Origin of the sequence: Gordonia terrae, assembly GCF_001698225.1 — a bacterium.
Taxonomy (GTDB): Bacteria; Actinomycetota; Actinomycetes; order Mycobacteriales; family Mycobacteriaceae; genus Gordonia; species Gordonia terrae.
Genome location: NZ_CP016594.1, coordinates 1691027 through 1712977 on the forward strand (window position 1 = coordinate 1691027; position 21951 = coordinate 1712977).

Annotated in this window: 19 protein-coding genes; 12 read left to right on the plus strand and 7 right to left on the minus strand. The window is 69.6% G+C overall.

Annotated elements, in window-relative coordinates:
- Nucleotides 1-255: 255 nt before the first annotated feature.
- A complete protein-coding gene (locus BCM27_RS07690; protein ID WP_004020009.1) occupies nt 256-1869 on the plus strand; it encodes a DEAD/DEAH box helicase in 1614 nt (537 codons plus the stop codon).
- A 364-nt stretch (nt 1870-2233) separates the two neighbouring features.
- Here BCM27_RS07690 and BCM27_RS07695 read toward each other — a convergent pair whose 3' ends face one another.
- The 5 genes from BCM27_RS07695 to BCM27_RS07715 form a co-directional block, all read right to left on the minus strand.
- Complete coding sequence (locus BCM27_RS07695) at nt 2234-3031, minus strand: maleylpyruvate isomerase family mycothiol-dependent enzyme (RefSeq protein WP_172622048.1); 798 nt, start codon at nt 3029-3031, stop codon at nt 2234-2236.
- Nucleotides 3032-3178: 147 nt separating this feature from the next.
- Nucleotides 3179-4141 (minus strand): EamA family transporter, encoded by a 963-nt coding sequence (locus BCM27_RS07700; protein WP_004020007.1) that lies wholly within the window; start codon nt 4139-4141, stop codon nt 3179-3181.
- Entirely contained in the window at nt 4138-4620 is a 483-nt protein-coding gene (locus tag BCM27_RS07705; RefSeq protein ID WP_004020006.1) for a hypothetical protein, read from the minus strand. Before BCM27_RS07705 ends, BCM27_RS07700 begins: the two co-directional genes overlap by 4 nt.
- Before the next feature lie 6 nt (nt 4621-4626).
- A complete protein-coding gene (locus tag BCM27_RS07710) occupies nt 4627-6228 on the minus strand; it encodes a 4Fe-4S binding protein (RefSeq protein ID WP_004020005.1) in 1602 nt (533 codons plus the stop codon).
- Nucleotides 6229-6259: 31 nt separating this feature from the next.
- The gene (locus tag BCM27_RS07715; protein WP_004020004.1) at nt 6260-7294 is read right to left on the minus strand and encodes an AurF N-oxygenase family protein; all 1035 of its coding nucleotides are present in this window, start codon (nt 7292-7294) and stop codon (nt 6260-6262) included.
- A 522-nt stretch (nt 7295-7816) separates the two neighbouring features.
- Between BCM27_RS07715 and BCM27_RS07720 the strand changes: the two genes are divergently transcribed.
- From BCM27_RS07720 to BCM27_RS07740, 5 genes are read left to right on the plus strand one after another with little or no spacing between them, the layout of a single operon-like run.
- Entirely contained in the window at nt 7817-9418 is a 1602-nt protein-coding gene (locus BCM27_RS07720) for an FAD/NAD(P)-binding protein (protein ID WP_004019998.1), read from the plus strand.
- 1 nt (nt 9419) lies between these two features.
- Nucleotides 9420-9869, plus strand: a complete 450-nt coding sequence (locus BCM27_RS07725; protein ID WP_004019996.1) for a hypothetical protein — start codon at nt 9420-9422, stop codon at nt 9867-9869.
- On the plus strand, nt 9866-11347 hold the full coding sequence (locus BCM27_RS07730; protein WP_004019995.1) for an FHA domain-containing protein: 1482 nt from the start codon (nt 9866-9868) through the stop codon (nt 11345-11347). The genes BCM27_RS07725 and BCM27_RS07730 overlap by 4 nt, the downstream gene beginning before the upstream one ends.
- 13 nt (nt 11348-11360) lie before the next feature.
- A complete protein-coding gene (locus BCM27_RS07735; protein WP_004019994.1) occupies nt 11361-13484 on the plus strand; it encodes a cation:proton antiporter in 2124 nt (707 codons plus the stop codon).
- 1 nt (nt 13485) lies between these two features.
- Nucleotides 13486-14298 (plus strand): protein kinase domain-containing protein, encoded by an 813-nt coding sequence (locus BCM27_RS07740; RefSeq protein WP_004019993.1) that lies wholly within the window; start codon nt 13486-13488, stop codon nt 14296-14298.
- A gap of 45 nt (nt 14299-14343) precedes the next feature.
- On the opposite strand, the gene BCM27_RS07745 is transcribed toward BCM27_RS07740, so the two are convergent.
- Entirely contained in the window at nt 14344-15825 is a 1482-nt protein-coding gene (locus BCM27_RS07745; RefSeq protein ID WP_004019992.1) for a serine/threonine-protein kinase, read from the minus strand.
- Nucleotides 15826-15913: 88 nt separating this feature from the next.
- Entirely contained in the window at nt 15914-16219 is a 306-nt protein-coding gene (locus BCM27_RS07750; RefSeq protein WP_033203819.1) for a hypothetical protein, read from the minus strand.
- A 201-nt stretch (nt 16220-16420) separates the two neighbouring features.
- Between BCM27_RS07750 and BCM27_RS07755 the strand changes: the two genes are divergently transcribed.
- The 6 genes from BCM27_RS07755 (at nt 16421) to BCM27_RS07780 (ending at nt 21933) form a co-directional block, all read left to right on the plus strand.
- Complete coding sequence (locus BCM27_RS07755; RefSeq protein ID WP_033203817.1) at nt 16421-17284, plus strand: universal stress protein; 864 nt, start codon at nt 16421-16423, stop codon at nt 17282-17284.
- A gap of 72 nt (nt 17285-17356) precedes the next feature.
- A complete protein-coding gene (gene soxR, locus BCM27_RS07760) occupies nt 17357-17806 on the plus strand; it encodes a redox-sensitive transcriptional activator SoxR (RefSeq protein ID WP_004019988.1) in 450 nt (149 codons plus the stop codon).
- Between the two features lie 70 nt (nt 17807-17876).
- Entirely contained in the window at nt 17877-18935 is a 1059-nt protein-coding gene (locus BCM27_RS07765) for a patatin-like phospholipase family protein (RefSeq protein ID WP_004019987.1), read from the plus strand.
- Nucleotides 18932-20161 carry an MFS transporter gene (locus BCM27_RS07770; RefSeq protein WP_004019986.1) on the plus strand — a complete coding sequence of 410 codons (1230 nt, stop codon included), beginning with the start codon at nt 18932-18934 and terminating at the stop codon, nt 20159-20161. The genes BCM27_RS07765 and BCM27_RS07770 overlap by 4 nt, the downstream gene beginning before the upstream one ends.
- A gap of 93 nt (nt 20162-20254) precedes the next feature.
- Nucleotides 20255-21520 carry an arginine deiminase gene (locus tag BCM27_RS07775; RefSeq protein WP_033203667.1) on the plus strand — a complete coding sequence of 422 codons (1266 nt, stop codon included), beginning with the start codon at nt 20255-20257 and terminating at the stop codon, nt 21518-21520.
- On the plus strand, nt 21517-21933 hold the full coding sequence (locus BCM27_RS07780; protein ID WP_004019984.1) for a GntR family transcriptional regulator: 417 nt from the start codon (nt 21517-21519) through the stop codon (nt 21931-21933). The genes BCM27_RS07775 and BCM27_RS07780 overlap by 4 nt, the downstream gene beginning before the upstream one ends.
- Nucleotides 21934-21951 lie beyond the last annotated feature (18 nt).

Consider the following 21951-nt stretch of genomic DNA (forward strand, 5'->3'; position numbering starts at 1 on the left):
GACGTGCATCACAGCGATTCGCGGTATCGATCACCGACGCGTACTGTTGCCAGAAGTGATGCGCCCGTACAGGCCGCGTCCAGCGTCGTAGAACGCCTCTCTCGCAGGTCCGGACATTCCGACACCGGTCGGCCACCTGCCATTGACTTCATACGGCGAACGAGCTCGCGCACCCGCGTGTTCGCCACCGGCACCGCCCTTGCACCTCAGTCGTGCTGTTCGCGTGCCAAGCACAGGAAGAAACCTGCACACCACATGACTGCTGTACTCGAAAACCCGGCCACCACCACCGATGCTGCTGCGTCGACGCCTGGTGTGTCGTTCGAATCCCTCGGTGTCCCAATCGAACTCGTCAAGGTTCTTGCCTCTCAGGGCAAGACCGACGCATTCCCGATCCAGAAGGACACCCTCCCCGACACCCTCGACGGCAAGGACGTCCTGGGCCGCGGCAAGACCGGCTCGGGCAAGACCCTCGCCTTCTCCATTCCGCTCGTCGCCGGCCTGGCCGAGATGCAGGTCAAGCGCTACGTGGGGGCACCCACGGGGCTGATCCTGGCGCCGACCCGCGAACTCGCGACCCAGATCGCCGCGGTCGTCGAGCCGCTCGCCGCCTCCGTGGGACTCACCGTCACCACCGTGTTCGGTGGCGTCAAGCAGACCCGCCAGGAGCAGGCATTCCGGCGCGGTGTCGACATCGTCGTCGCCTGCCCCGGTCGTCTCGAGGACCTGATGCGTCAGGGCATCGTCCGCCTCGACGAGGTCGAGATCACCGTGATCGACGAGGCCGACCACATGGCCGACCTCGGCTTCCTGCCCGTCGTGACCAAGATCCTGGCCGCGACCCCCGCCGACGGACAGCGGATGCTGTTCTCGGCGACGTTGGACAACGGCGTCGACAAGCTCGCCAAGCGGTTCCTCGACAACCCGGTGCTGCATTCGGTGGACTCGGCGGAGTCGCCGGTCGCCGCGATGACCCACCACGTCTTCGAGGTCTCCTCGGCGAACAAGCAGGATCTCGTCGCCGAACTCGCCTCCGGCACCGGGCGCCGCATCCTGTTCATGCGCACCAAGCATCAGGCCAAGAAGCTCGCCAAGAAGCTGACCGAGGCCGGGATCCCCGCCGTCGACCTGCACGGCAATCTCAGCCAGGCGCAGCGCGACCGCAACCTCGCCGCCTTCGGTGAGGGAGACGTCCGCGTCCTCGTCGCCACCGATGTCGCCGCTCGCGGCGTGCACGTCGACGGCATCGAGCTCGTCGTACACGTCGACCCGCCGGCCGAGCACAAGGCCTACCTGCACCGATCGGGCCGCACGGCTCGCGCCGGGTCGGCCGGCGACGTCGTTACCGTCGTCCTGCCCGAGCAGCGTCGTGAGGTTGCGCAGCTGCTGCGCAAGGCCAAGATCAAGGTGACCCCAGTCTCCGTCGACGCCACGTCGGCTGCTGTCGACGAGCTCGTCGGTGAGCGCGCGCCCCGCGTGTTCGCGGCGGCACGCGCCGCAGCAGAGGCTGCTCGTGGTGGCGGTGCTCAGAACGGGCGGTCCCAGGGTGGTCGTTCGCAGGGGAGCCGCCGCGGCGGTCGTGGCCGAGGCCAGGGCGGTAACAGCAGTGCTCGAGGCGAGAATCGGAGCGCCGGCACCGGCGGTGGCCGGAACTCCGCCGGCGGTGACTCGCGCGGCACCCGCGGCGAGGGCCGCGGACGTCCGGCCCGGAGTGACTCACGGTCCGGCGGTTCGCGCTCGGCCGAGGGTCGCACAGGCGGTCAGGGTCGAGGCGCGGGACACTCGCGGGCCGGCGATCAGCAGCGCGCGGGCAGCCGCGGGCAGGGACGTCGGGTGAGCCGCCCCGCCGGTTCGCCGACCGGTCGCTGACCGAGACGTCAACCGCGACAACTGAAGAACGATATTCACCCAGGTGTGAGCGAAGCGAGCTTTCTGTGTTCCCCGAGGTGTGAGCGAAGCGAGCTTTCTGTGTTCCCCGAGGTGTGAGCGAAGCGAGCCTCGAGGGGCTGGTGACATGAGTCGCCTGCCCTTCGAGGCTCGTCGCTTGCGCTCCTCGCACCTCAGGGAGCAGGGGTTATGCGGTTCTTTCGGCTTAGGGAGCAGAGCGGTGGCCGCTTGCGGTCCTCGCACCTCAGTGTCTGCGGCCTGGCGGCCGTCGTGGACTACGACAAACTCCGCTCCCTGAGGAGCTGAGCGGTGGTCGCGTGCGCTCCTCGCACTTCAGTGGGGCGGATCAGGCAGGTAGGAACCGCTGGGCCAGCCGCGGTGCGAGCCACGGGCGGGCGCCCCAGGCGATCGCCTTGACGGTGAGGCCGATCCATCCCGGCGACACCCGGCCGTAGCCGGCCAGCAGGGCGGTGGCCGGGTCGACGCTGATGTGTACGTCGGGGCGGCGGGGTTCCGGCGGATCGATCACGAGCTCGCCGTCGGTGAACTCGTAGACATGGCGTTCGCCGCACCCGCGCAACCGGATGTCGTAGGTGCCGGAATGGCCGGCGGCGTTCACCGGATCGACCCAGCTCGGCAGGATGTGCTGGCGGGCGCGGATGATCATCGACACCACCTCGGGCTCGACCCACCAGCGGGCGCCGACGGCCCGGGCGATGTCGTGGGCGTGCACGACGAACTCACCGATCAGCAGACCCAGTGCGGCGTCCGCGCGGATGAGGCGGTCGCCGTCGAAGTGCATCTTGGGGACCTGGGCGTGGAAGTGCGACACCTCGTCGACGAGTTCGCGCAGGTCGTCGGCCAGCCGACGGCACAGCAGTCGCACGTCCCGGGTGGGCAGGTTGGCGATCTGCTTGGCGTTGAAGTCGGGGACGTCGACCGCCGAACAACACCATTCCCCCTCGCCGCGGGCGAGTCCGAGAAAGCGCGACGGTGCCGACGCGACATGACCCAGGCAGTCGGTCAGCGTCCAGCCGGGGACGTCCGGGAGCCGGGTGTCGGGGTCGTCGACCCCGAGCACGAGATCGGTGAACCGATCCCCGGTCGTGAGCGCGGCGTCGATGTAGTCAAACCTCGAGAACATCCCCGTCGCGCGTGGTTCCTCCCCCCACATGGGGCACGACAGTACCCCGGCGCGTTGCGACGTGCGACACATTCAGTCCCAACACGCCGAACCTGGGGACAGATGTGCAACGTGCGCAACATTATTCACAAACGCGCACGGTGATTTTCAATCGTGTGACGCTGCCGGGGCGGCTTCGCCGAGACGGACGCACACGACGCCGAGCACGATGAGCAGGCCGCCGGCGAGCTGGATCGGTGCCGGCAGCTCGTCGAGAACCAGCCAGGCGAAGACCACCGCGAACAGGACCTCGGACAGCGCGACGAAAGACATCACGCGCGCGCCGAGGAGCCGCCCGCCCGCGATGCCGAAGCCGTAGGCCATGGCGGCCGAGACCACACCGAGCAGGACCAGCGGCACCCACCAGGCCACCTCGAGTGCACCGACCCGGACCGGAACGGTGGTCATCGTCATCGGCAGGAGTCCGGTCAGTCCGGCGCCGACGAGGGCCAGCGCACCGATGAGCAGGCCGCCGGCGGCGAGGCTCAACGGCGGCCAGCCCGTGCGATCGTCGGCCGAGATCACGAAGTAGGCGGCGGCCCCGACCATCGCGGCCAGCGCCCACAGCACCCCGACCGCACTGATCGGTACGTCGCCCGTCAGGTCGAGCACGAGTGCCAGTCCGGCGATCGCGAGGGCCGCGCCGAGGACCGTGACCCGTCCCGGCCGCTGACCGTGGCGGAGCCACATCCACACCAGCACCGCGACCGGCGCGGTGTACTCGATGAGCAGCGCGACCCCGACCTGCAGGTAGGTCACCGCGTAGAAGTAGGCCAGCTGACAGCCTGCCACGGCGAGCAGGCCATAGCTGACGAGCACGGGCCAGGACCGGCGGCCGGGCCGGTCCGGGACGGGCCGTCGGCGATCACGGAAGGCGAGCAGGCCGGGCACGGCCAGCACCAGTCCGCCGAGCGCGATGCGCACCGTGACCGTCGCGCCGGCCGACCACCCCGCCTCGATCATGGCCCGGGCGAGTACGCCGGAGATGCCGAAGCAGGCCGAGGAGATGAGGGCCAGCGTGATGCCGAGGGCAGGTCGAGGGAGGGCGGGAGTGCGGTCTGCGGAGCTCACGGATTCTTCGCGGCGACGATCGCCGTGCGAACGGCTTCGCGGCACTCCGGCCCGGCCGGCTCGCCGGTCCCGAGGTAGAAGCTGCCCGGGCGACCCTCGTCACCGGCGAACCCGGTCACCGAGAATCCGTCCGACTCGGGAACATACGGGGTCGACGACATCGACGCGACGCCCAGCGGACACGACAACGCCGCGACCCCGCGCTTGGCCCCGGACACGACGACGATCAGGTGGGTCGGGTGCAGCACGATCAGCGTCTGGTGCTCGGAGTCGGGGTCGACCGGGTTGCTGCGTCGTCCGAAGACCTTGCCGAGGAACGTCGTCGACGGCGGGTTGATGCTCCGGGTGATCCACGCCGGCAGATCATCGGTGACGGTGAGCTGCTTCGACTCGGCGTGGTCGCGCAGCGTCGCGGCGACGTCGGCGGGAAGGTCGGACAGATCGGCACGCACGGTGGTGCGCTGGTACGCGGGCCCCATGGCTGCTCAATCTAGTGCAGTGGCCCCGCCGTCGAGGCCGGCGACGGACTGCGCGACACCCAGACGTCGGCCGAGTAGCCGACGCCGACGCGGCACCGAGACCTCCGGCGCCTTCGCCTCGAGGTCGTCGAGCAACGACGCGACGGTCTGCGCGGAGTCGGTCTTGTTGGTGCCGATGAAACCCGACGGCCCTCGCTTGATCCACCCCGTCACGTACATGCCCGACACGGGTTCGGTCCCGTCGAGAACGCGGCCGTCGAGGTGGGGGATGACCCCCGCGGCGTCGTCGAACGGCAGGCCGGGTACCGGCACGCCGCGGTATCCGACCGAGGTGAGGACCAACCCGGTCTCGAGAGTGGTGGTGTCGCCGGTGGGTTCGATGCCCACCGCGGACCCGGCGTCGTCGACGACCGGCCGGTTGCGGCCGACGACCAACGCGCTCGCCCGACCGTGGGGGCCTGCGGTCACCTCGGACGGAGAACTGAAGAAGGCCAGCCGGATTCGACGGCCCGTCGGCTCGGGGCGCGCGGCGCATTCGGCCAGGATCTCGAGTTTGCCGCGGACGGTGGCGTCGAGATCGGCCGGCGCGGGGAGCGCATCGAGATCGGCGGCATCGACGGTGACCGGGACACCCGAATCGACCAGTCCGATGAGTTCGGGGAGGGTGAACGCCGCGTGCGCGGGTCCGCGACGTCCCATCACGACGACTTCGCGCACCGACGAGGCCCGCAGGGTCGCCAGCGCACTGCGAGAGATGTCGGTGGCCGCGAGCGTGTCCGGGTCGGCGACGAGAATGCGCGCGACGTCGAGGGCGACGTTGCCGTTGCCCACGACCACGACACGCTCGGTGTCCAGGTCGACGTCGAGGTCGGTGAAGTCGGGGTGGCCGTTGTACCAGCCCACGAAGGAGGTCGCACTGGACACACCCGGGAGGTCGAATCCGGGCAGTGCGAGTCGCCGGTCGGTGGGGGCGCCGCCCGCCCAGATCACGCCCTGGTGTCGGGCGCGCAGGTCGGCCAAGGTGAGATCCCGCCCGACCTCGGTGTTCAGCAGGATCTCCAGACGCGGGTTGCGCGCGATGTCGTCGAACAGCTCCATCACCTTGCGCGTGTGCAGGTGATCGGGCGCAACGCCGAAGCGTGCCAGCCCGAACGGTCGGTCGAGGCGCTCGTACATGGTGACCGACACCTGCGGCTGCCGCAGCAGCTCGTCGGCGGCATACATCGCCGAGGGGCCCGATCCCACGATGCCGATCGAGATCGAGCGCTCGACGGCCAGCTGCCGCGGCCGGTCGATGGGTGCGAGTGGCAGCCGACGGGCCGGGTCGACAGGGAAGCGAGCGGCCCCGTCGGCCGGATCGTGGTACTGCGTCGCGTTGACCTCGACGAACCGCTCCTGGCCCGCGGGCAGACGGTGACCCGGGACGATGGCGCCGACCGGGCACGCACTCACACACGCGCCGCAGTCGACACAGGTCGCGGGATCGATGTACAGCATCTCGGCGATGCCGAAATCGGGTTCTTCGGGCGTGGGGTGGATGCAGTTGACGGGGCATGCATAGACGCACGACGCGTCGCCGCAGCACGCCTGGGTGACGACGTGGGGCATGGTCTCGGGATCTACCTGCGTTCGGTGCGGCTCAGGCCGCGGTGTAGGTGGGCTCGCTGCGAAAACGCGAGGGCCGACCGCTGATGCCGAGTGCACGCCACAGCAGTCGCGACACCGGGTTCATCAGCCCGCTCTGCTCGCCGAGCATCCTGACGTCGCCGAAGACGTTGCGCAGGAAACGCTTCGACTCCGCCGACCGCCAGAAGATGTCCTTCATGACCTCGTCGGGGACGTCGAAACGCTTGGCGAATCCACGCGGGGGCACCACGATCGCGCCGCACAGGATGCGCATGGTCAGCGGGAGCATGAGGGACAGGATGAACCGCTGGAAACGGCCACGCTGCGGCACCTGCTCACGGATGAGGTGATGGGCGAACGAGATGTGGCGCGCCTCTTCGGCGACATGGAGCTGCATGACCGCCGCCATCGTGGGATGCAGGCTGGCGCGGGTGCGCAGGAAGTCCTTCTGGATGTGGTCGATCGGCTCCTCGCCGCCGAGGACCCCGAAGAAGAACAGGGTGGGGAAGACGGTCGAGACGAGCGGGACGAACGGAGAGATCAGCCGGTAGCCGATCTTGGCACCCGGCACGTCCACCCCGGTGCGGTTGATGAACTCCTGGAACATCAGGGTGTGGTTGCACTCCTCCTTGGATTCGTGCGTGGTGTACCGGAATTCGCGCGCGCCGTTGGGGAGCTTGAAGCTGTACTGCATCAGGCCGCGGATGAGGATCGACTCGAACTGCAGTCCGACCTTGGCGACGTTGGCCTGGCGCCACATGCCGATCTCGATCTGCTTCTCCTGGGGAAGCTGCTGGTACCACGGGTGACGGCCGATGGGATCGACCTCGTAGGACAGGATCCACCGGGGGTCGTTCTCGGTGATCGCCATGTGCGGCGCGTCCCAGTCGATGTCCACGTAGGGATCGAAGTTGCGGTGGACCGAGGCCGCGGACAGGTCGTCGAGCACCTGGCTGTAATCGTGGTCGCCGCCGGATTTGTCGTGCTGCGGCACGTAGCGGGCGGGGGCCTCGTGCTCCCGATCGGTCGGGGTGAGTGCTTTCGTCATCGTCGCATCCCTTCGGGTGGGCGGCTCGGTCGGTGAAACAGACCACAGCGGATGACTCGAACGTATTTCGACGCCGCCTTATTTGTCAACACTCGATGTCACGTTCGATACCGGCACAATGGGCTGGTGCGCGTGTCGGTCGATGTCCGGCTTCGGGGGCTGACCTGGTGAGACGGGTGTAATTCGATCGGGTTATATAACCCGGTCGAGGCGATGATCGCGGGTTAGAGTTACCACCGTCCGTGCCCGTGTCTGCTCACCTGGAGGAGCGATGTCCCGTCGTGTTCACGCGTCCCAGCGCTTCCGGGCCCCGACGCACTCCACCTGCGCCCGCCGGCACGAAGCGCCCGCGGTCGTGACCCGGGTCCGGGGCCGGTCGTGAATCAGCCGCCGCAGGGTCCGACGCGTGTCGTCCCCTCGCCGGGCGGGCCTCCTCCGGGTATGCCCCATCCGGGCGGTCCCCGCCCGGGTGCGCCGGGTCCCCATCGGCCCGGTCCGCCGCCCCCGCCTGCTCCCGGTCCGATGCCGCGGCAGGCCCCGCGGTCGCCGAACCGGGGTGCGCCCGGTCCCGGCGGTGCCCTCGGTGATCTGACCCCGCAACTCATCGACACCGACATCTGGACCGACGCGATGGTCGAGGGAGCGGGCATTCCCGTCGTCGACGTCCCGTTCGTGACGGTCGGGTCGGGCATCGGCTCGTTCGTGACCGTCGACTACTTGCGGATCAGCGGGGTGCCGCTCGATCGGATCGCGGTGCTCGGCCCGCAGGACGTGCCGTGGCACAGCTATGAGTACCTGACGCGGGTGTCGCAGATCCCCCGTGGGGAGCGCCTGCGTTCCGACTCGGCGTCGACCCCGGACAACATCTGGGGTTTCCCGTCGTACGCGGTCCGGGAGGCGTGGGCGGACAAGAAGTTCAAGCCTCTGTGGAATGTGTTGGTGGAACCCGTCTTCGCGAACTTCTACACGCCGAAGGCCGGACAGGCATTCGCCTCGATGGAGAAGGAGTGCGAGCGCATCGGCTACCTGAAGTGCCTGCACCGCGGCCAGGTCCGGATGATCCGGCGTCGCGCCGGTGGCGGGTACTTCACGATTCTCACACCGCCACAAGGATCTTCGCCCACCAAGCGGGTGGCGTTCCGCAGCCAGTGGGTCCACGTCGCGATCGGTTACCCCGGGATCAAACTGCTGCCCGATCTGCAGGCGTTCCGGGAGACCTACCGCGACGCCAGCAAGGTCGTGAACGCCTACGAATCCCATGAACACATCTATCAGTCGTTGCAGCGCAAGCCCGGCACCGTGGTGATCCGCGGCGCCGGGATCGTCGCCTCCCGGGTTCTCCAGCGACTCATCGACGATCGCGACGCGTACGGGCTCCAGACGCAGATCGTGCACCTGTTCCGCACCTACTACGACAAACCGCACGGGCCGCACATCTTCATGCGGCGCAAGGGCAAGGACGGCTGGGCCTATCAGGGGTTCAACTACCCGAAGTCGGTCTGGGGCGGACAGCTCAAGGCCCGGATGCGCAAGCTCGAGGGGCATGAGCGGGCCGAGGCGTACAAGCAGATGGGCGGCACCAACACGCCCGTCCGCGACGACTGGCAGGAGCAGCTGGCGCGTGGGCGGCGCGAGGGCTGGTACCGCGTCGCCGTCGGGAAGGCAGAGAGTCTGGTGCCCGCGGCGGGTGGTCAGGGTGTGGTGACCACGGTGCGGGTCGACCCGCACGCACCGATCCGACAGGACCACCGGCCCGACGGGACCTTCGAGATCTACGCCGACTACGTGATCGACTGCACCGGACTCGAAGCCGACGTTCGCGAGCACCGCCTGCTGCGCGACCTGCTCGACCACACCGGTGCCGGCATCAACCCCGTCGGCCGCATGGATGTCGAACGTGACTTCGAGCTGAAGGGCACGCGGAGCGGGAACGGCAAGCTCTACGCCTCCGGCAGCGCCACACTCGGGGGCTATTTTCCCGGCGTCGACACGTTCCTCGGCCTGCAGATCGCCGCCCTGGAGATCGTCGACGACCTGGCGCGCCAGGGTTTCTGCAAGCGCCTGACGCCGTGGCGGTCGACCGCTCAGTGGTGGCGCTGGATGAACAACAAGGGAGTCGACTGACATGTTGCCCACCCTGTGGGGGCGAATCCAGACCCGCGTGCTCGTGCTCGGCATCCTCGGTGGTCTGTGGACCATCGTGCTGGTCCCGTTCCTCTGGCTGATCTCCTCGGGTGATCCGACGATCCTCGACGTCTACCGGGTCGCCTTCACCGTGCTCGTCACCGTCATCGTCCTCGGGGTGTTCTGGGAATTCCTGTACCACTTCCTGCAGCAGTTCCGGTGGGAGAAGGACTGGCCGACGCTGTTCGGGCTCCTCACCGCCATCAACGAGGGAATTCTCGTGTGGGTGGTGATCGACAACACGGGACTCATCCCGGAGTCCCTTCGGCCATCTCCCTTCGTGTTCTCGGTCCAGTTCGTCACCACGTGGCTGCTCGTGTGGGTGGCGGTCAACGGGCCACTGCGAGCGGTCTTCCCCCACTGGCGATTCCAGGGAGGTCGTTTCCTGTGACCAGCCCGGGCGACATCCCCAGCGTCACACCGACCGTGACGCTGATCCGCGGGGAGGGGGTCGTGATCCGCACGCCGGCGTTCCTGTGCCTGGTGAACGACGCGGTGCCCGCGTCCTTCCTCACCGACCTCCTCGACATCGAATCGGCGGTCTCCGTACCGGATTCGGCACCCCGACGCGGACGGCACCTGGTGCGGGCGCTGGCACAACTGGTGGCCACCGCAGCCGACCCGGTCGACATCGCCTTCGCCGCACCCGACAGTGCCGGCATCGCGATCTTCCTCTCGGGCCGGGTGTACGGCGAGACCGACGGCAAGCGTGTCGAAGCGGCCGCCGGCGACACCTACGACCGCGCCGTGCCGTGGCCGTACGAGGGTCTCGGGCTGTATCTCGCCGGCACCGAGCCGGCCGAGGTCGGCGAGGAGCGATTCGACCTGGTCGAGGGCACGGTGCCCGCCGCGGGTGCGTTGCTGCACACTCCACTCGGCCTGCGCGGCACCGAGTTCCACGCGGTGTCCGACAGAGCGGCGCAGCCTCGGCCCGACGGAGCGGCGCAGCCGCGGCCGGACCGGGTTGTCGAACCGTCCCGACCCGACCCGGATGCGGGGCCGCCGACCGAGGCGCTGGGAGGGCTCGACGAGCCGGATCATCCCGAGATGCCCAGAACTCCGGCGCCCGAAGCGGAACCGGAGCCCGACCCGATGGGCACCACCGAACGGATGGCCCCCGGCGCCGGGAGCCCCGGATCGCCCGCACCGGACCCGCTGCCGTTCACCTCGACTCCGCTGGGCGGCCCGTTCGAGGCGGAACCGTTGTCGCCGAACGCGCCGCTCCCGTCCGAGCCCGCGCCGCGGGACGTCATGCCGCCGGGCGGACGCGCGCCCGTCGAACCCGGAGCCGCGTCGAATCCGTTCGCCGAGCCTCTCGAACCGCGCGCGCCCCTGCCCAAGGCAGAGCATCAGAAGCCCGCGACCGAGGTCGTCAAGATCGAGGCCTCCCGGGCCATGGTCCACGGGATACGTTGCTCGCGAGGCCATCTGAACCACCCGCAGTCGTGGCTGTGCGGAGTCTGCGGAATCCGGATGGATCAGTTGACGACCTTCCTCGTCGAGGGGGAGCGGCCGCCGCTGGGCTGGTTGCTGCTCGACAACGGATTCACCTTCCTGCTCGACGAGGACCTGGTCATCGGTCGAGAGCCGGGATCAGCCGGAGGCGGACCGGCGGCTTCGCCCAAACCGATTCGCGTACAGGACGAAACCGGTCAGCTGTCGCGGCGGCACGTCGAGATCCGGCTGGTGGAGTGGACGGTGCAACTGGTCGACCTCGGGTCCGCCAACGGCACCTTCGTCGCCGATCCCAGCAACGGCAACCGCGAGACCCGCCTGCTGCCGCATCGTGCCCATGTGCTGGTGCCCGGATCGCATGTGCGAATCGGCGGTCGGCACTTCATCTTCGAGTCGCACCACGCCCGCATCTGAGGGATCCGAGGTCATGGAGAAACACACGATCGCCTTCCTGCTGCTCGACGTCGCGGTCGTCATCGCCGCCGCCCGGGTGGGCGGGATGATCGCGCGGGCGTGCCGTCAGCCGGCCGTGGTCGGCGAGATCGCCGCCGGGATCGCGCTGGGCCCCAGCCTGCTCGGACTCCTGCCCGGCAATCCCGACCAGTGGCTGTTCCCCGACGACGTCCGGCCGCTGCTGGGCGCGCTGGCGCAGATCGGTCTCGTGCTGTTCATGTTCATCGTCGGCCTCGAACTGGACATGAGGCTGACCAAGGGGCGTGAACGCGCGGCGGCGAGCATCTCGGCCTTCTCGATCGCCCTGCCGTTCGCTCTCGGTGCCGGGCTCGGAGTGCTGCTCTACCCCTCGCACAACATGGTCGGGGGCATGGAGATCGAACGGCTCGGGATGGTGCTGTTCATGGGCGTCGCGATGTCGATCACCGCCTTCCCGGTACTGGCGCGAATTCTCACCGACCGCGGGATGATGCGGACCGTCCCCGGCGTGTTCAGCCTGGCCGCGGCCGCGATCGACGACATCCTGGCGTGGACGCTGCTGGCCTTCATCATCGCGATCATCCAGGGCGGCAGTCCGCTCGAGGTCGCCAAGATCGTCGGGCTCACGCTCGTGTACGCGGCCGTGATGTTCGGCGTGGTTCGTCCCCTGCTGGCCAAGCTGATCGCGTGGCGCGACACGGCCGGCCGGCTCACCCCGGACATCCTGGCGGTCATCCTGATCGGGCTGTTCCTCTCGGCGGCGGCGACCGACGTCATCGGCATCCACCAGATCTTCGGCGCCTTCGTGTTCGGCGCGGTGATGCCGAAGGTGGGGGCCGAGCAACTGCACCGGGAGATCCTCGAGCGGCTCGAGCAGGCGAGCGTGCTGCTTCTGCTGCCGATGTTCTTCGTCGTGACCGGACTCAACGTCGACCTCACCGAGATCGGGTTCGCGGGGATGGGGCAGTTGCTCCTGGTCCTGCTCGTCGCGATCGCGGGCAAGTTCGTCGGTGCCTATGCCGGCGCGCGGGTGAGTGCGATACCCACCAGGCAGAGTGCGGCCATCGCGGTGTTGATGAACACGCGCGGACTGACCGAGCTGGTGATCCTCGCCGCCGGCCGGGAGCTCGGCGTGCTGAGCGACGAGCTGTTCGCCATGCTCGTCGTGATGGCGCTGGTGACCACGATCCTGACCGAGCCGTTGTTGCGCGTGGTGTACCCGGACCGGGTGGTGGCCAACGACATCGCGGCAGCCGAGCGGCGTGCGCTGGCCACCGCCACCGCACCCCGGGTCCTGGTGCTGATCCGCGATCCCGTCGGAACGGTCGCGGACCTGCGGGCGAGGCACCGGCGAATGCTGGATTGCGCCACCGGATTCGACGTCGTGCTGGCCGGTCTGCTCACTGCTCCGGATCGGTCCGCCCGTCCACTCGAGGTCGGTATCCCGGTGGTGCCGGACTTCGCGGCGATCGCCTCGGCCGTCGAGAAGCTCTCCGAGCTGGGCTCGTCGCTGACCGGCGCGGGTTCGGTCTCTGTGCTGTGCCGGTTCAGCGCCGATCCGGCCGCCGACCTCGACGCGATGTCGGAGAACGCGCATGCCGACATCATCGTCGTGGACAGTGTGGACCGATCCCTGGGGGAGTCGCTGCGATCGGCCCCGGTCGCCGTGATCGACGAGGCCGCCGATGCGGCGGTGGCCCCGGGTCGCAGCACCGTCACCTGCTTCGCTGCCGACAGTCGCAGCGGCCGGACCGCTGCGCTGGTGGCCGCGGGTCTGGCGCTCTTCGGATCGCGCTCGCTGACCGTCGTCGCATCGGGGTCCCGGCGCCGGTGGCTCGCAGATCTCAACGCTGTTGCGGAACAGGGAGTCTCGGTGTCGGTGCAGGATCCGCGGCGGCATCGCGACGATGCGGTGTCGTTCGCCGTCGCCGCACCGGACGAGGGTGGCCCGGGCGCACCGGTTCCGGTCACCGTCGTCGACAACACCGGGACAAGCGAGGAATCGCTGGGCGACCGCGTGGCGGCCCTCTATCCGCCGCCGGTGGCGCAACCCACGCCGTCGCGAGCGGCCCCCGACACATCCAGCCCCGACATCGGTTCATCATCGGAGAGGCACTGACATGGCGACAGTCGAGATCCCGCAGCAACTGGCGGATTTCACGGTGCTCGAGAAGCTCGGCATGGGCGGCAACGGGACGTTCTACCTCGCCGTGCCGCCGGCCCGATTGGGTCTGCGCACCGACCGCGTGGTGGTGAAGGTCTTCGGGGGAGTCTGCAGCGACGACGCCTACCGCCGAGGCGTGCGCGAACTGCGGGCATTCGCGGCCGTCGTGTCGCCCTACCTCGCGGGCCTCTACGACGCGGTGCTGCAGGGCCAGTTCATGTACGCGATGGAGTACTTCCCGCTCGGCTCGCTGGGCAGTCCGGCCCGCGAGTTCAGCCGAGACGAGAAGCTGGCCGCCATCGCCGACGCGGCGCGCGGGGTCGACGCACTGCACGAAGCCGGGATCGCGCACGCCAACATCACGCCGTCGAGCATCATGGTCACCGACACCGGCGGCAAGATCTCCGATCTCGGCCTGGCCCGGGTCCTCGCCGCCGACGAACCCATCACGAGCTTCGCCCAGCCCGGCGCGGTGCAGTACATGGATCCGGCACTGCTGGCGGGTGACGTGCCCTCGCGTGCGACCGACATCTGGTCGCTCGGAGCCTGTCTGCACCGTGCCCTCACCGGCGACGGGGTGTACGGGGAGGTCCCGGACGCCCAACCCCTGCTGGCGATCCGGGCGGCGCTGTCGACCCCGCCGGCGCTCTCGGAGAATCTGGACCGCGACGAACGCACCCTGATCGCCAACTGCCTGGCGCTTGCCGGTTCGCGTCCGTCGACCGCCTCGGAGGTCGCCGGCCGGATCGACGCGCTCCGCGGGCGCTGACCCACGACCTCGCACCGGCCGCCGGGCGGGCGACAGTCCGGGCGGTCAGCCCAGCGGCGCGGTTCGCCACCAGTCGTCCAGGATCTCGCGGCCGGTGTGCCCGGGCCACGTCGTCACCAGGGTGTACTCCGCGTATGGTGAACCGCTGAAATTCGTGACGACCCAGCCGTCCGCCACACTGTCCCGGCTCGTCGAAGCCGGCCCGTCCCGCCAGCTGATCTCGTCTCCCGGAAAACCTTTCAGGTCGGCCGTGACAGCGGCACGTGCGGCCGGCGTCGGCGTGCGCCACACCACGAATCCGACGCTCGCGTCGTCAGTACACGAGATGCCGTCGACGCCGTCGCGGAAGACCGCCGCGCAGGCGGCATCGCGCCAGCCGGTCCCCTCGGGTGTGTCGGGGAGGAGTTGCGGGAAGGCCGCGGCGATCGGGGCGACGGTCGACGGCCACGGGGGCCGGGTGGTGCGCGCACCGAGGAGCATCAGCGATCCGACGACGACGGCGACGACCAGCGTCGCGACGAGAAACGGTGCGATCCATCGACGGCGTCGTGGCGACGCCGGCACCGGTGTCGTGGACGGCTGCCCCGTCGCCGCGACCGTCCGGTTCCGGTCGGTGCTGATCTCGGTCGGCCGGTCCGGATGACCTGCGGGCTGGAACACGCGTGGGACGTGGTCCGGGCGGGGCGCGTTCGCGACGATGACCTCGGTCGGAAGTTCGCCGCCGGTGTGCGTGAGATGTAGGGCGAGTTCGGCGGCGCGGACGAATTCCGCGCAGGTGCGGTATCGGTGATCGGAACCGGCGTCGAGTGCGCGCGCCAGCACGGCGTAGAAGGCCGGCGACACGGCTCCCGACACCCGATGCCGTGCGACCGAGTCTGTGCCGGTGAGCAATTCGACGAGTGTTCGACCCAGGGAAGCGACATCGTCTGCCGGATGCGGCATCTGGTCACCGTTCGCCGGTGCGGTGAGGCCGAACCCGGTGAGCGTGACGACCCCGGGGGTCGCCGCGGCGGAGGCGGCCAGGTCTGCGGACTCGGCGAGCAGGATGTCGGCGGGGGAGACGTTTCCGTGCACCAGTCCTCGGCGGTGTGCGGCGTCGAGCGCCTCGCCCACGATCGAGACGATGCGCACCGCGAGTTCGTTGTCGATGCCGTCGGGCCGGCGGCGGACGACCAGTGCGGCGTCGGAAGCAGGCACGGGTGTGACCGCCACCCATGACCGCCCGCCGGCAGAACCATGACCGGCGACGCGTGCGATCGCGGGATGCCGCATCGTGGAAGCCTTTTCGAGCGCAACGGGGAACCAGCCGCCGAACCCGGGGTCGGCCGAGGTCCCCCGGTCGACAACGGTGAGCAGAACCCGCCCGGCAGGCGAACCCGGTGTCGGGGGCTCCCCGGCGCCGCCGTGGCGGACGGTCGCGAGGTAGTCCGTACCGTGCGGGCGCCTGCGGAGCAGGCGGTCGACGCGATGAGGCCCGACGAGAGTGCCGGGCAGGAGTGGCTCGTCGTGAGCCGGACCGACGGACACGGCGCCCCCTCACCTCAGGTGAGTCCTGACTTTACCGGTCGGACCATGTCCGCCCGGGGTGATCAGTCGTCGGTCGTCGCCGCGGAGATCATTCGAAGAGGAGCGGGGCGGAGTTGAACAGCATCACGATGAAGAAGAACAGCAGGAACCACGCACCGCCCTGCCACACCTGCCAGCGGCCGTTGCGCTTCCAGACCAGGTACGTGCGGTACAGCATCGCGCTCGCGCCCACGAGAACCACGACGGGGGAGGCCACGACGAGTACGGTCTGCAGCGAATCCGACGACGCGTGGGCGAGGAACAGCAGGCCGAGTCCGAGGGCGACGGTGATCCCGACGTGGATCAGGATCGCGCGAAAGTCGTTGGTGCCGTTCTGCGGAAGCGGTGACGTCATGGTGTCCACCAGGTTACACGCCGGGCGAATCGTGCAGAAAGCCACCGCGATCAGGACTTCGTACTCATTGCCGCGGCCACGACGCCGGGGCAGGATGGAGGGCGGGGCCGAACCGGGCCGCGCGGGGCGACCCGAACGGCCCGCGGCCGAACCCGAGGACCCCACCCGGGTCTGTCGAGATCAGAGGAGATGAGCCACAACATGAATGCGATACTCGTCGGCGTGGACGGGTCGGACGCGGCCACGGGAGCAGTGCGATGGGCCGCCCGGGCCGCCGCGGCCGAAGGTCTCGATCTCAAAGTGGTCGGTGTGTACGACGCCAGCACGAGTGACTACGCCCCCGGCCTCATCATCCCGCAGGACGTCGTCGACGCCATCCGCCAGGACGCGTCCGACGCCGTCCACGCGGCCGCCGACGCCGCGAAGGAAGTGGCGCCCGGGGTGACGGTCGCCACCTCGATCGTCGACGGCGACGCGACCCGGGTCCTGCTCGAGCTGGGCAAGGACGCGGCGATGATCGTGGTCGGCACCCGCCGTCTCGGCAGCGTGAAGGGACTGTTCCTGGGTTCGGTGAGCACCAGTGTCGCCGCCCACGCGCACGGCCGGGTCGCGGTGGTGGCCGCCGAGGGCAGTGACGCCGGCCCCGTCGTCGTCGGTGTCGACGGTTCGCCGGTCAGTGACGCCGCGGTCGCCGAGGCCTTCCGACAGGCGTCGCTGCGGAACGTTCCACTTCGGGCGGTGCACACATGGACCCCCCTCGACGCGGACGCGCTGCACGGTTACGGCATCGGGGCCGACGAGGTGGCGCGGATGACGCAGGACGCGGTGGAGGTGCTGGCCGAGCGGCTGGCCGGATACGCGCAGGACTACCCGGACGTGACGATCGAACGCTCCGTGCTGCCCGAGGACCCGGCGAAGGCCCTGCTCGACGCGGCGGGCGCCGACGCGTCGCTCCTCGTGGTCGGGAGTCGTGGGCGGGGTGGCTTCCGCGGGCTGCTGCTCGGTTCGACGAGCCAGAAGGTGATGCACCACGCCGAGTGTCCGGTGATGGTGGTCCGCGCCTGACCGGACGAACGCGGCGCGTCGTTCCCGATCGCGGACCGGGGCCGACGAACCGGCGGCGCTTACCATCGACGCATGACGCTGAAGAAGCTGGAGCTCTCGGTCGGGGAGCTCGCCCAGCGGGCCGGTATCGCCCCGTCGGCGGTCCGCTTCTACGAGGACCAGGGCCTCATCTTCAGTCGGCGCACCTCGGGTAACCAGCGCCGTTATCACCGGGCGATGCTGCGGCGCGTGGCCTTCATCCGCGCGTCGCAGGTCGCCGGTATCCCGCTGTCGGTGATCGGTGAGGTGCTCGCCGAACTCGGCGACCATGAATCCCCGCCCAAGTCGATGTGGGAAGCGGCGTCGAAACGCTGGATGGACGACATCAATCACCGCATCGCGCTGCTCGAGAACATGCGGGACATGATCGGCTCGTGCGTGGGTTGCGGCTGCCTCTCGCTCGGGGAGTGTCACCTCCTCAACCCCGGCGACGAACTCAACAAACTCGGTCCGGGGCCGCGCCGACTCCTCACCGATCAGTAGCGAGCTCGACCACAGCGGGTTCGGCCACTTGCGATTCGGGGCGCACAACTGCCGGCGGTACTGTTGCCCCATGGCTCGACCGTCGCGCGTGGCGCTGGCTCTGGGAAGTGGAGGCGCTCGCGGTTACGCGCACATCGGGGTGATCGCCGAACTCGAGGCACGCGGATTCGAGATCGTCACCGTCGCCGGCTCGTCGATGGGTGCGCTCGTCGGCGGCCTCTACTGCGCGGGCAAACTCGACGACTACGTCGACTGGATCTCCGGCCTGTCGCAGCTCGACGTCGTCCGGTTGCTCGACGTCTCGCTGACCAAGCCGGGTGTCATCGGCGCCGAGCGCATCCTTCTCCGCGTACGAGAGATCCTCGGCGACACCGTGATCGAAGATCTCCCCGTCCCGTTCACCGCCGTCGCCACCGACCTGAACGCCGGTCGTGCGGTCTGGTTCCAGCGCGGTGTCCTCGCCGACGCCCTGCGCGCGTCGATCGCGATCCCGGGGGTCATCAGCCCGCACGAGCACGGTGGCCGGCTGCTCGCCGACGGCGGCATCCTCGATCCACTGCCGGTGGCGCCCACCTCGACGGTGTCGAGTGACGTGACCATCGGCGTCATCATCGGCTCCGACGGCGGTCCGGAAGCGGGCGCCATCCGCGAGCCGAAAGCCAAGGGACTGCTGCGCCGCAACGTGGCGCCGATCCTCGACAACGAGTTCATCCGCGCGGTCCGGGACCGGCTCGGCCACGAGGTGCCCCCGACCGAGCGCGGCGAGCCGTCGGCGACAGGCGGGGCGGCGACAGACGGGGCGACGACGGGTGGGGCAGCGACCGCCAGCGGCGGTGCCGACATGGTCGACGCGGCGGCCGGGCCGGACTCCGTCCCCACCACCGAGCAGGCCGGGTTCGGCGTCGACGAGCCGGCTCGGATGGGACGCGTGGAAGTGCTCAGCCGGTCCCTCGACATCATGCAGGAGGCCCTGACCCGCTATCAGGTCGCCGGTTATCCGCCCGACGTCCTGATCAGGGTGCCTCGGCGGACGGTTCGCACGCTCGACTTCCACAAGGCCTCCGAGATGATCGAACTCGGCCGGACCCTGACGGCGCGAGCCCTCGACGACCTGCCCGAGCTGCCATGAGGCAGATCCCCCGCGGCATCTGGGTCCTGCTGTCGGCGAACGTCGTCATCGCACTCGGATACGGCTTCATCGCGCCCGCGTTGCCGACCTTCGCCCGTACCTTCAACGTCTCGTTCACGGCCGCGACCGCGGTCGTGTCGGCGTTCGCCGTCATGCGGCTCATGTTCGCGCCCGCGACCGGCCGCCTGGTCACGGTCTTCGGCGAGCGGCGCATCTACCTGACCGGCCTGCTGATCGTCGCGGCGAGCACGCTGGCGTGCGCGTTCGCCCAGACCTACTGGCAGCTGCTCGTCTTCCGCGGCCTCGGCGGAATCGGCTCGACGATGTTCAGCATCTCCGCGATGGCGCTGCTGATCCGGATGGCGCCGAGCGACATTCGCGGCCGGGTGTCGGGCTTCTTCTCGGCCGGGTTCCTCATCGGCAGCATCACCGGGCCGCTCATCGGGGCGGCGCTCGTCGGCTTCGGCCTCCGTGTCCCGTTCGTGGTGTACGCGGTTGCGCTGCTGGTCGCGTCGACGGTGGTGGCCACCCAGCTGCGGGAGGTCATCGCCCCCGATCAGGCCGACGGCCCGGCCGGCGCGCTGATCGGTTTCCGGACCGCCCTGCGCGACAGCGCCTATCGGGCGATCCTCGCCTCGAACTTCACCCAGGGCTGGGCGTCCATGGGCGTCCGGGTCGCGGTGGTGCCGTTGTTCATCACCGAGAGTCTCGGTGCCGGAGCGGGAATGGCCGGGATCGTGCTGGCGATCTACGCCGCGGGCAACGTGCTGGCGATCCTGGTCGCGGGCCGGTTGTCGGACCGGTTCGGGCGGCGGCCCATCATGCTGCCCGGTCTCGTCATCACCGTCGTCGCGACCATCGCGCTCGGCTTCTCGCCGAACGTCGGCGTCGCCCTGGCGTTGTCGGTGGTCGCCGGAGTGGGCTCGGGTCTCTTCGCACCCACCCATCAGGCGGCCCTCGCCGACGTCCTCGGCAACCGTCAGCAAGGCGGTTCGGCGTTGGCCGCCTACGGCATGTCGTCGGACCTCGGCGCCGTCACCGGACCCGTGATTGTGGGGTTCGTGGCCGATCGGGTCGGCTTCGGCCCGGCGTTCGTGCTGACCGGGGTGGTGGCGGCGGTTGCGCTGGTCCTGTGGATCTTCGCGCGGGAGACCGCGCCGGCGATCGTGGGCGACGGCCCCACGATGACACCGACCGACACGAACCCCCGCGGTGCCGATGAGTGATGTGCGCGGGCGGACGACGAATTACGGTTGAGCGATGACCGGTGCAGGGCAGTCGGATCACCCGCCTCGGCGGACCGTCGGACGCGTGGGCCGATGACGTCCGGCAACGGTGGCCGCGCGCCGGGATACGACTACGCGCTCGGGGCCGACTCGGAGGTCGGCGTCCTGCGGGCGGTCATGTTGCACCGTCCCGGCGACGAACTTCGCCGACTCACCCCGCGGAACAGCGACCAGCTCCTCTTCGACGGGCTCCCGTGGGTCGGGCGCGCGCAGGAGGAGCACGATGCGTTCGCTGAGGTGCTGCGCGGCCGCGGAGTCGACGTGTACCTCCTCGGCGACCTGCTCGCCGAGACGATCGCGCACAGCGGTGCGGCCCGAATCCAGGGCATCGCGGCGGCTGTCAGCGCACGCCGGCTGGGAACGCACCTCGCGGAGGATCTCGCCGCCCACTTGCGGGGTCTGTCGCCGGCCGACCTCGCCTACGTGCTGATGGCCGGGATGACGTTCGACGAGCTGCCGATCACCCCGTCGGCAGAGCGGTCGTCACTGGTGCGGCGGATGCATCACGGGCCGGAGTTCGCGATCGAGCCCCTGCCCAATCTGCTGTTCACCCGCGACAGTTCGTTCTGGATCGGTGGACGGTTCGCGATCACCTCGCTCGCGCTGCCCGCACGGGCCCGGGAGACGTCGCTGACCGATCTCATCTACGCCCATCACCCGCGGTTCACCGGCGCCCGACGTGCCTACGAGTCGCAGGTGGCGCCGGTCGAGGGTGGCGACGTGCTGCTGCTCGCCGCCGGTGTGGTGGCCGTCGGGGTCGGCGAACGCACCACGCCTGCCGGGGCAGAAGCGCTGGCGCGCAGCCTGTTCGACGACCATTTGGCGCACACGGTGCTCGCGGTGCCGATCGAACAGTCGCGGGCCTTCATGCACCTCGACACCGTCTGCACGATGGTCGACACCGACGCCGTGGTGATGTATCCCAACATCCGCGACACGATGTCCGCGTTCACCCTCGTCCACGACGCCGCGACCGATGCGGTCCGGATCACCGGTGAACGGCCCTTCCTCGACGCGGCCGCCGAGGCGATGGGGATCTCCAAGTTGCGTGTCATCGACACCGGCCTCGACCCGGTGACCGCCGAACGGGAGCAGTGGGACGACGGCAACAACACCCTCGCCCTCGCCCCCGGGGTGGTGGTGTCCTACAACCGGAACTCCGAGACCAATCGGCGACTCCGCGATTCCGGCATCGAGGTCATCGAGATCGAGGGTCGCGAGCTGGGCTCGGGCCGCGGCGGGCCGCGGTGCATGTCGTGTCCACTCGCACGTGATTCTCGGGAAGGGGGCGCGTCGTGACCTCGGATTCATCGACCCCCGACGCGGCGAGCGACGCCGCCCCGTCGGCGCTCGCCGCACTGCGGATCGACGCAGACTCCGATCGGCCGCCCTTCGAGCAGGTGCGGGTCGGCGTCATCGACCTCATCGAATCCGGGCAGTTGCTCACGGGCGAACGCCTCCCGACGGTGCGGGCGCTGGCGTCGCGGCTCGGCGTGGCCGCCAACACGGTCGCGCGCAGCTACCGGGAGCTCGAGGCGGCCGGGGTCATCGAGACCCGTGGGCGGCAGGGATCGTTCATCAAGGCCGGTCGCCACGATGCGCTCGACGCCGGCTTTGCAGCCGCCACCGAGTACGTCGAAACCGCCCGTGAGCTGGGCTTCGACGATTCCCTGATCGTTGAGATGCTCAACCGTGTGCTCGGGCGAACTTGAATAGATTCATCGAGATTG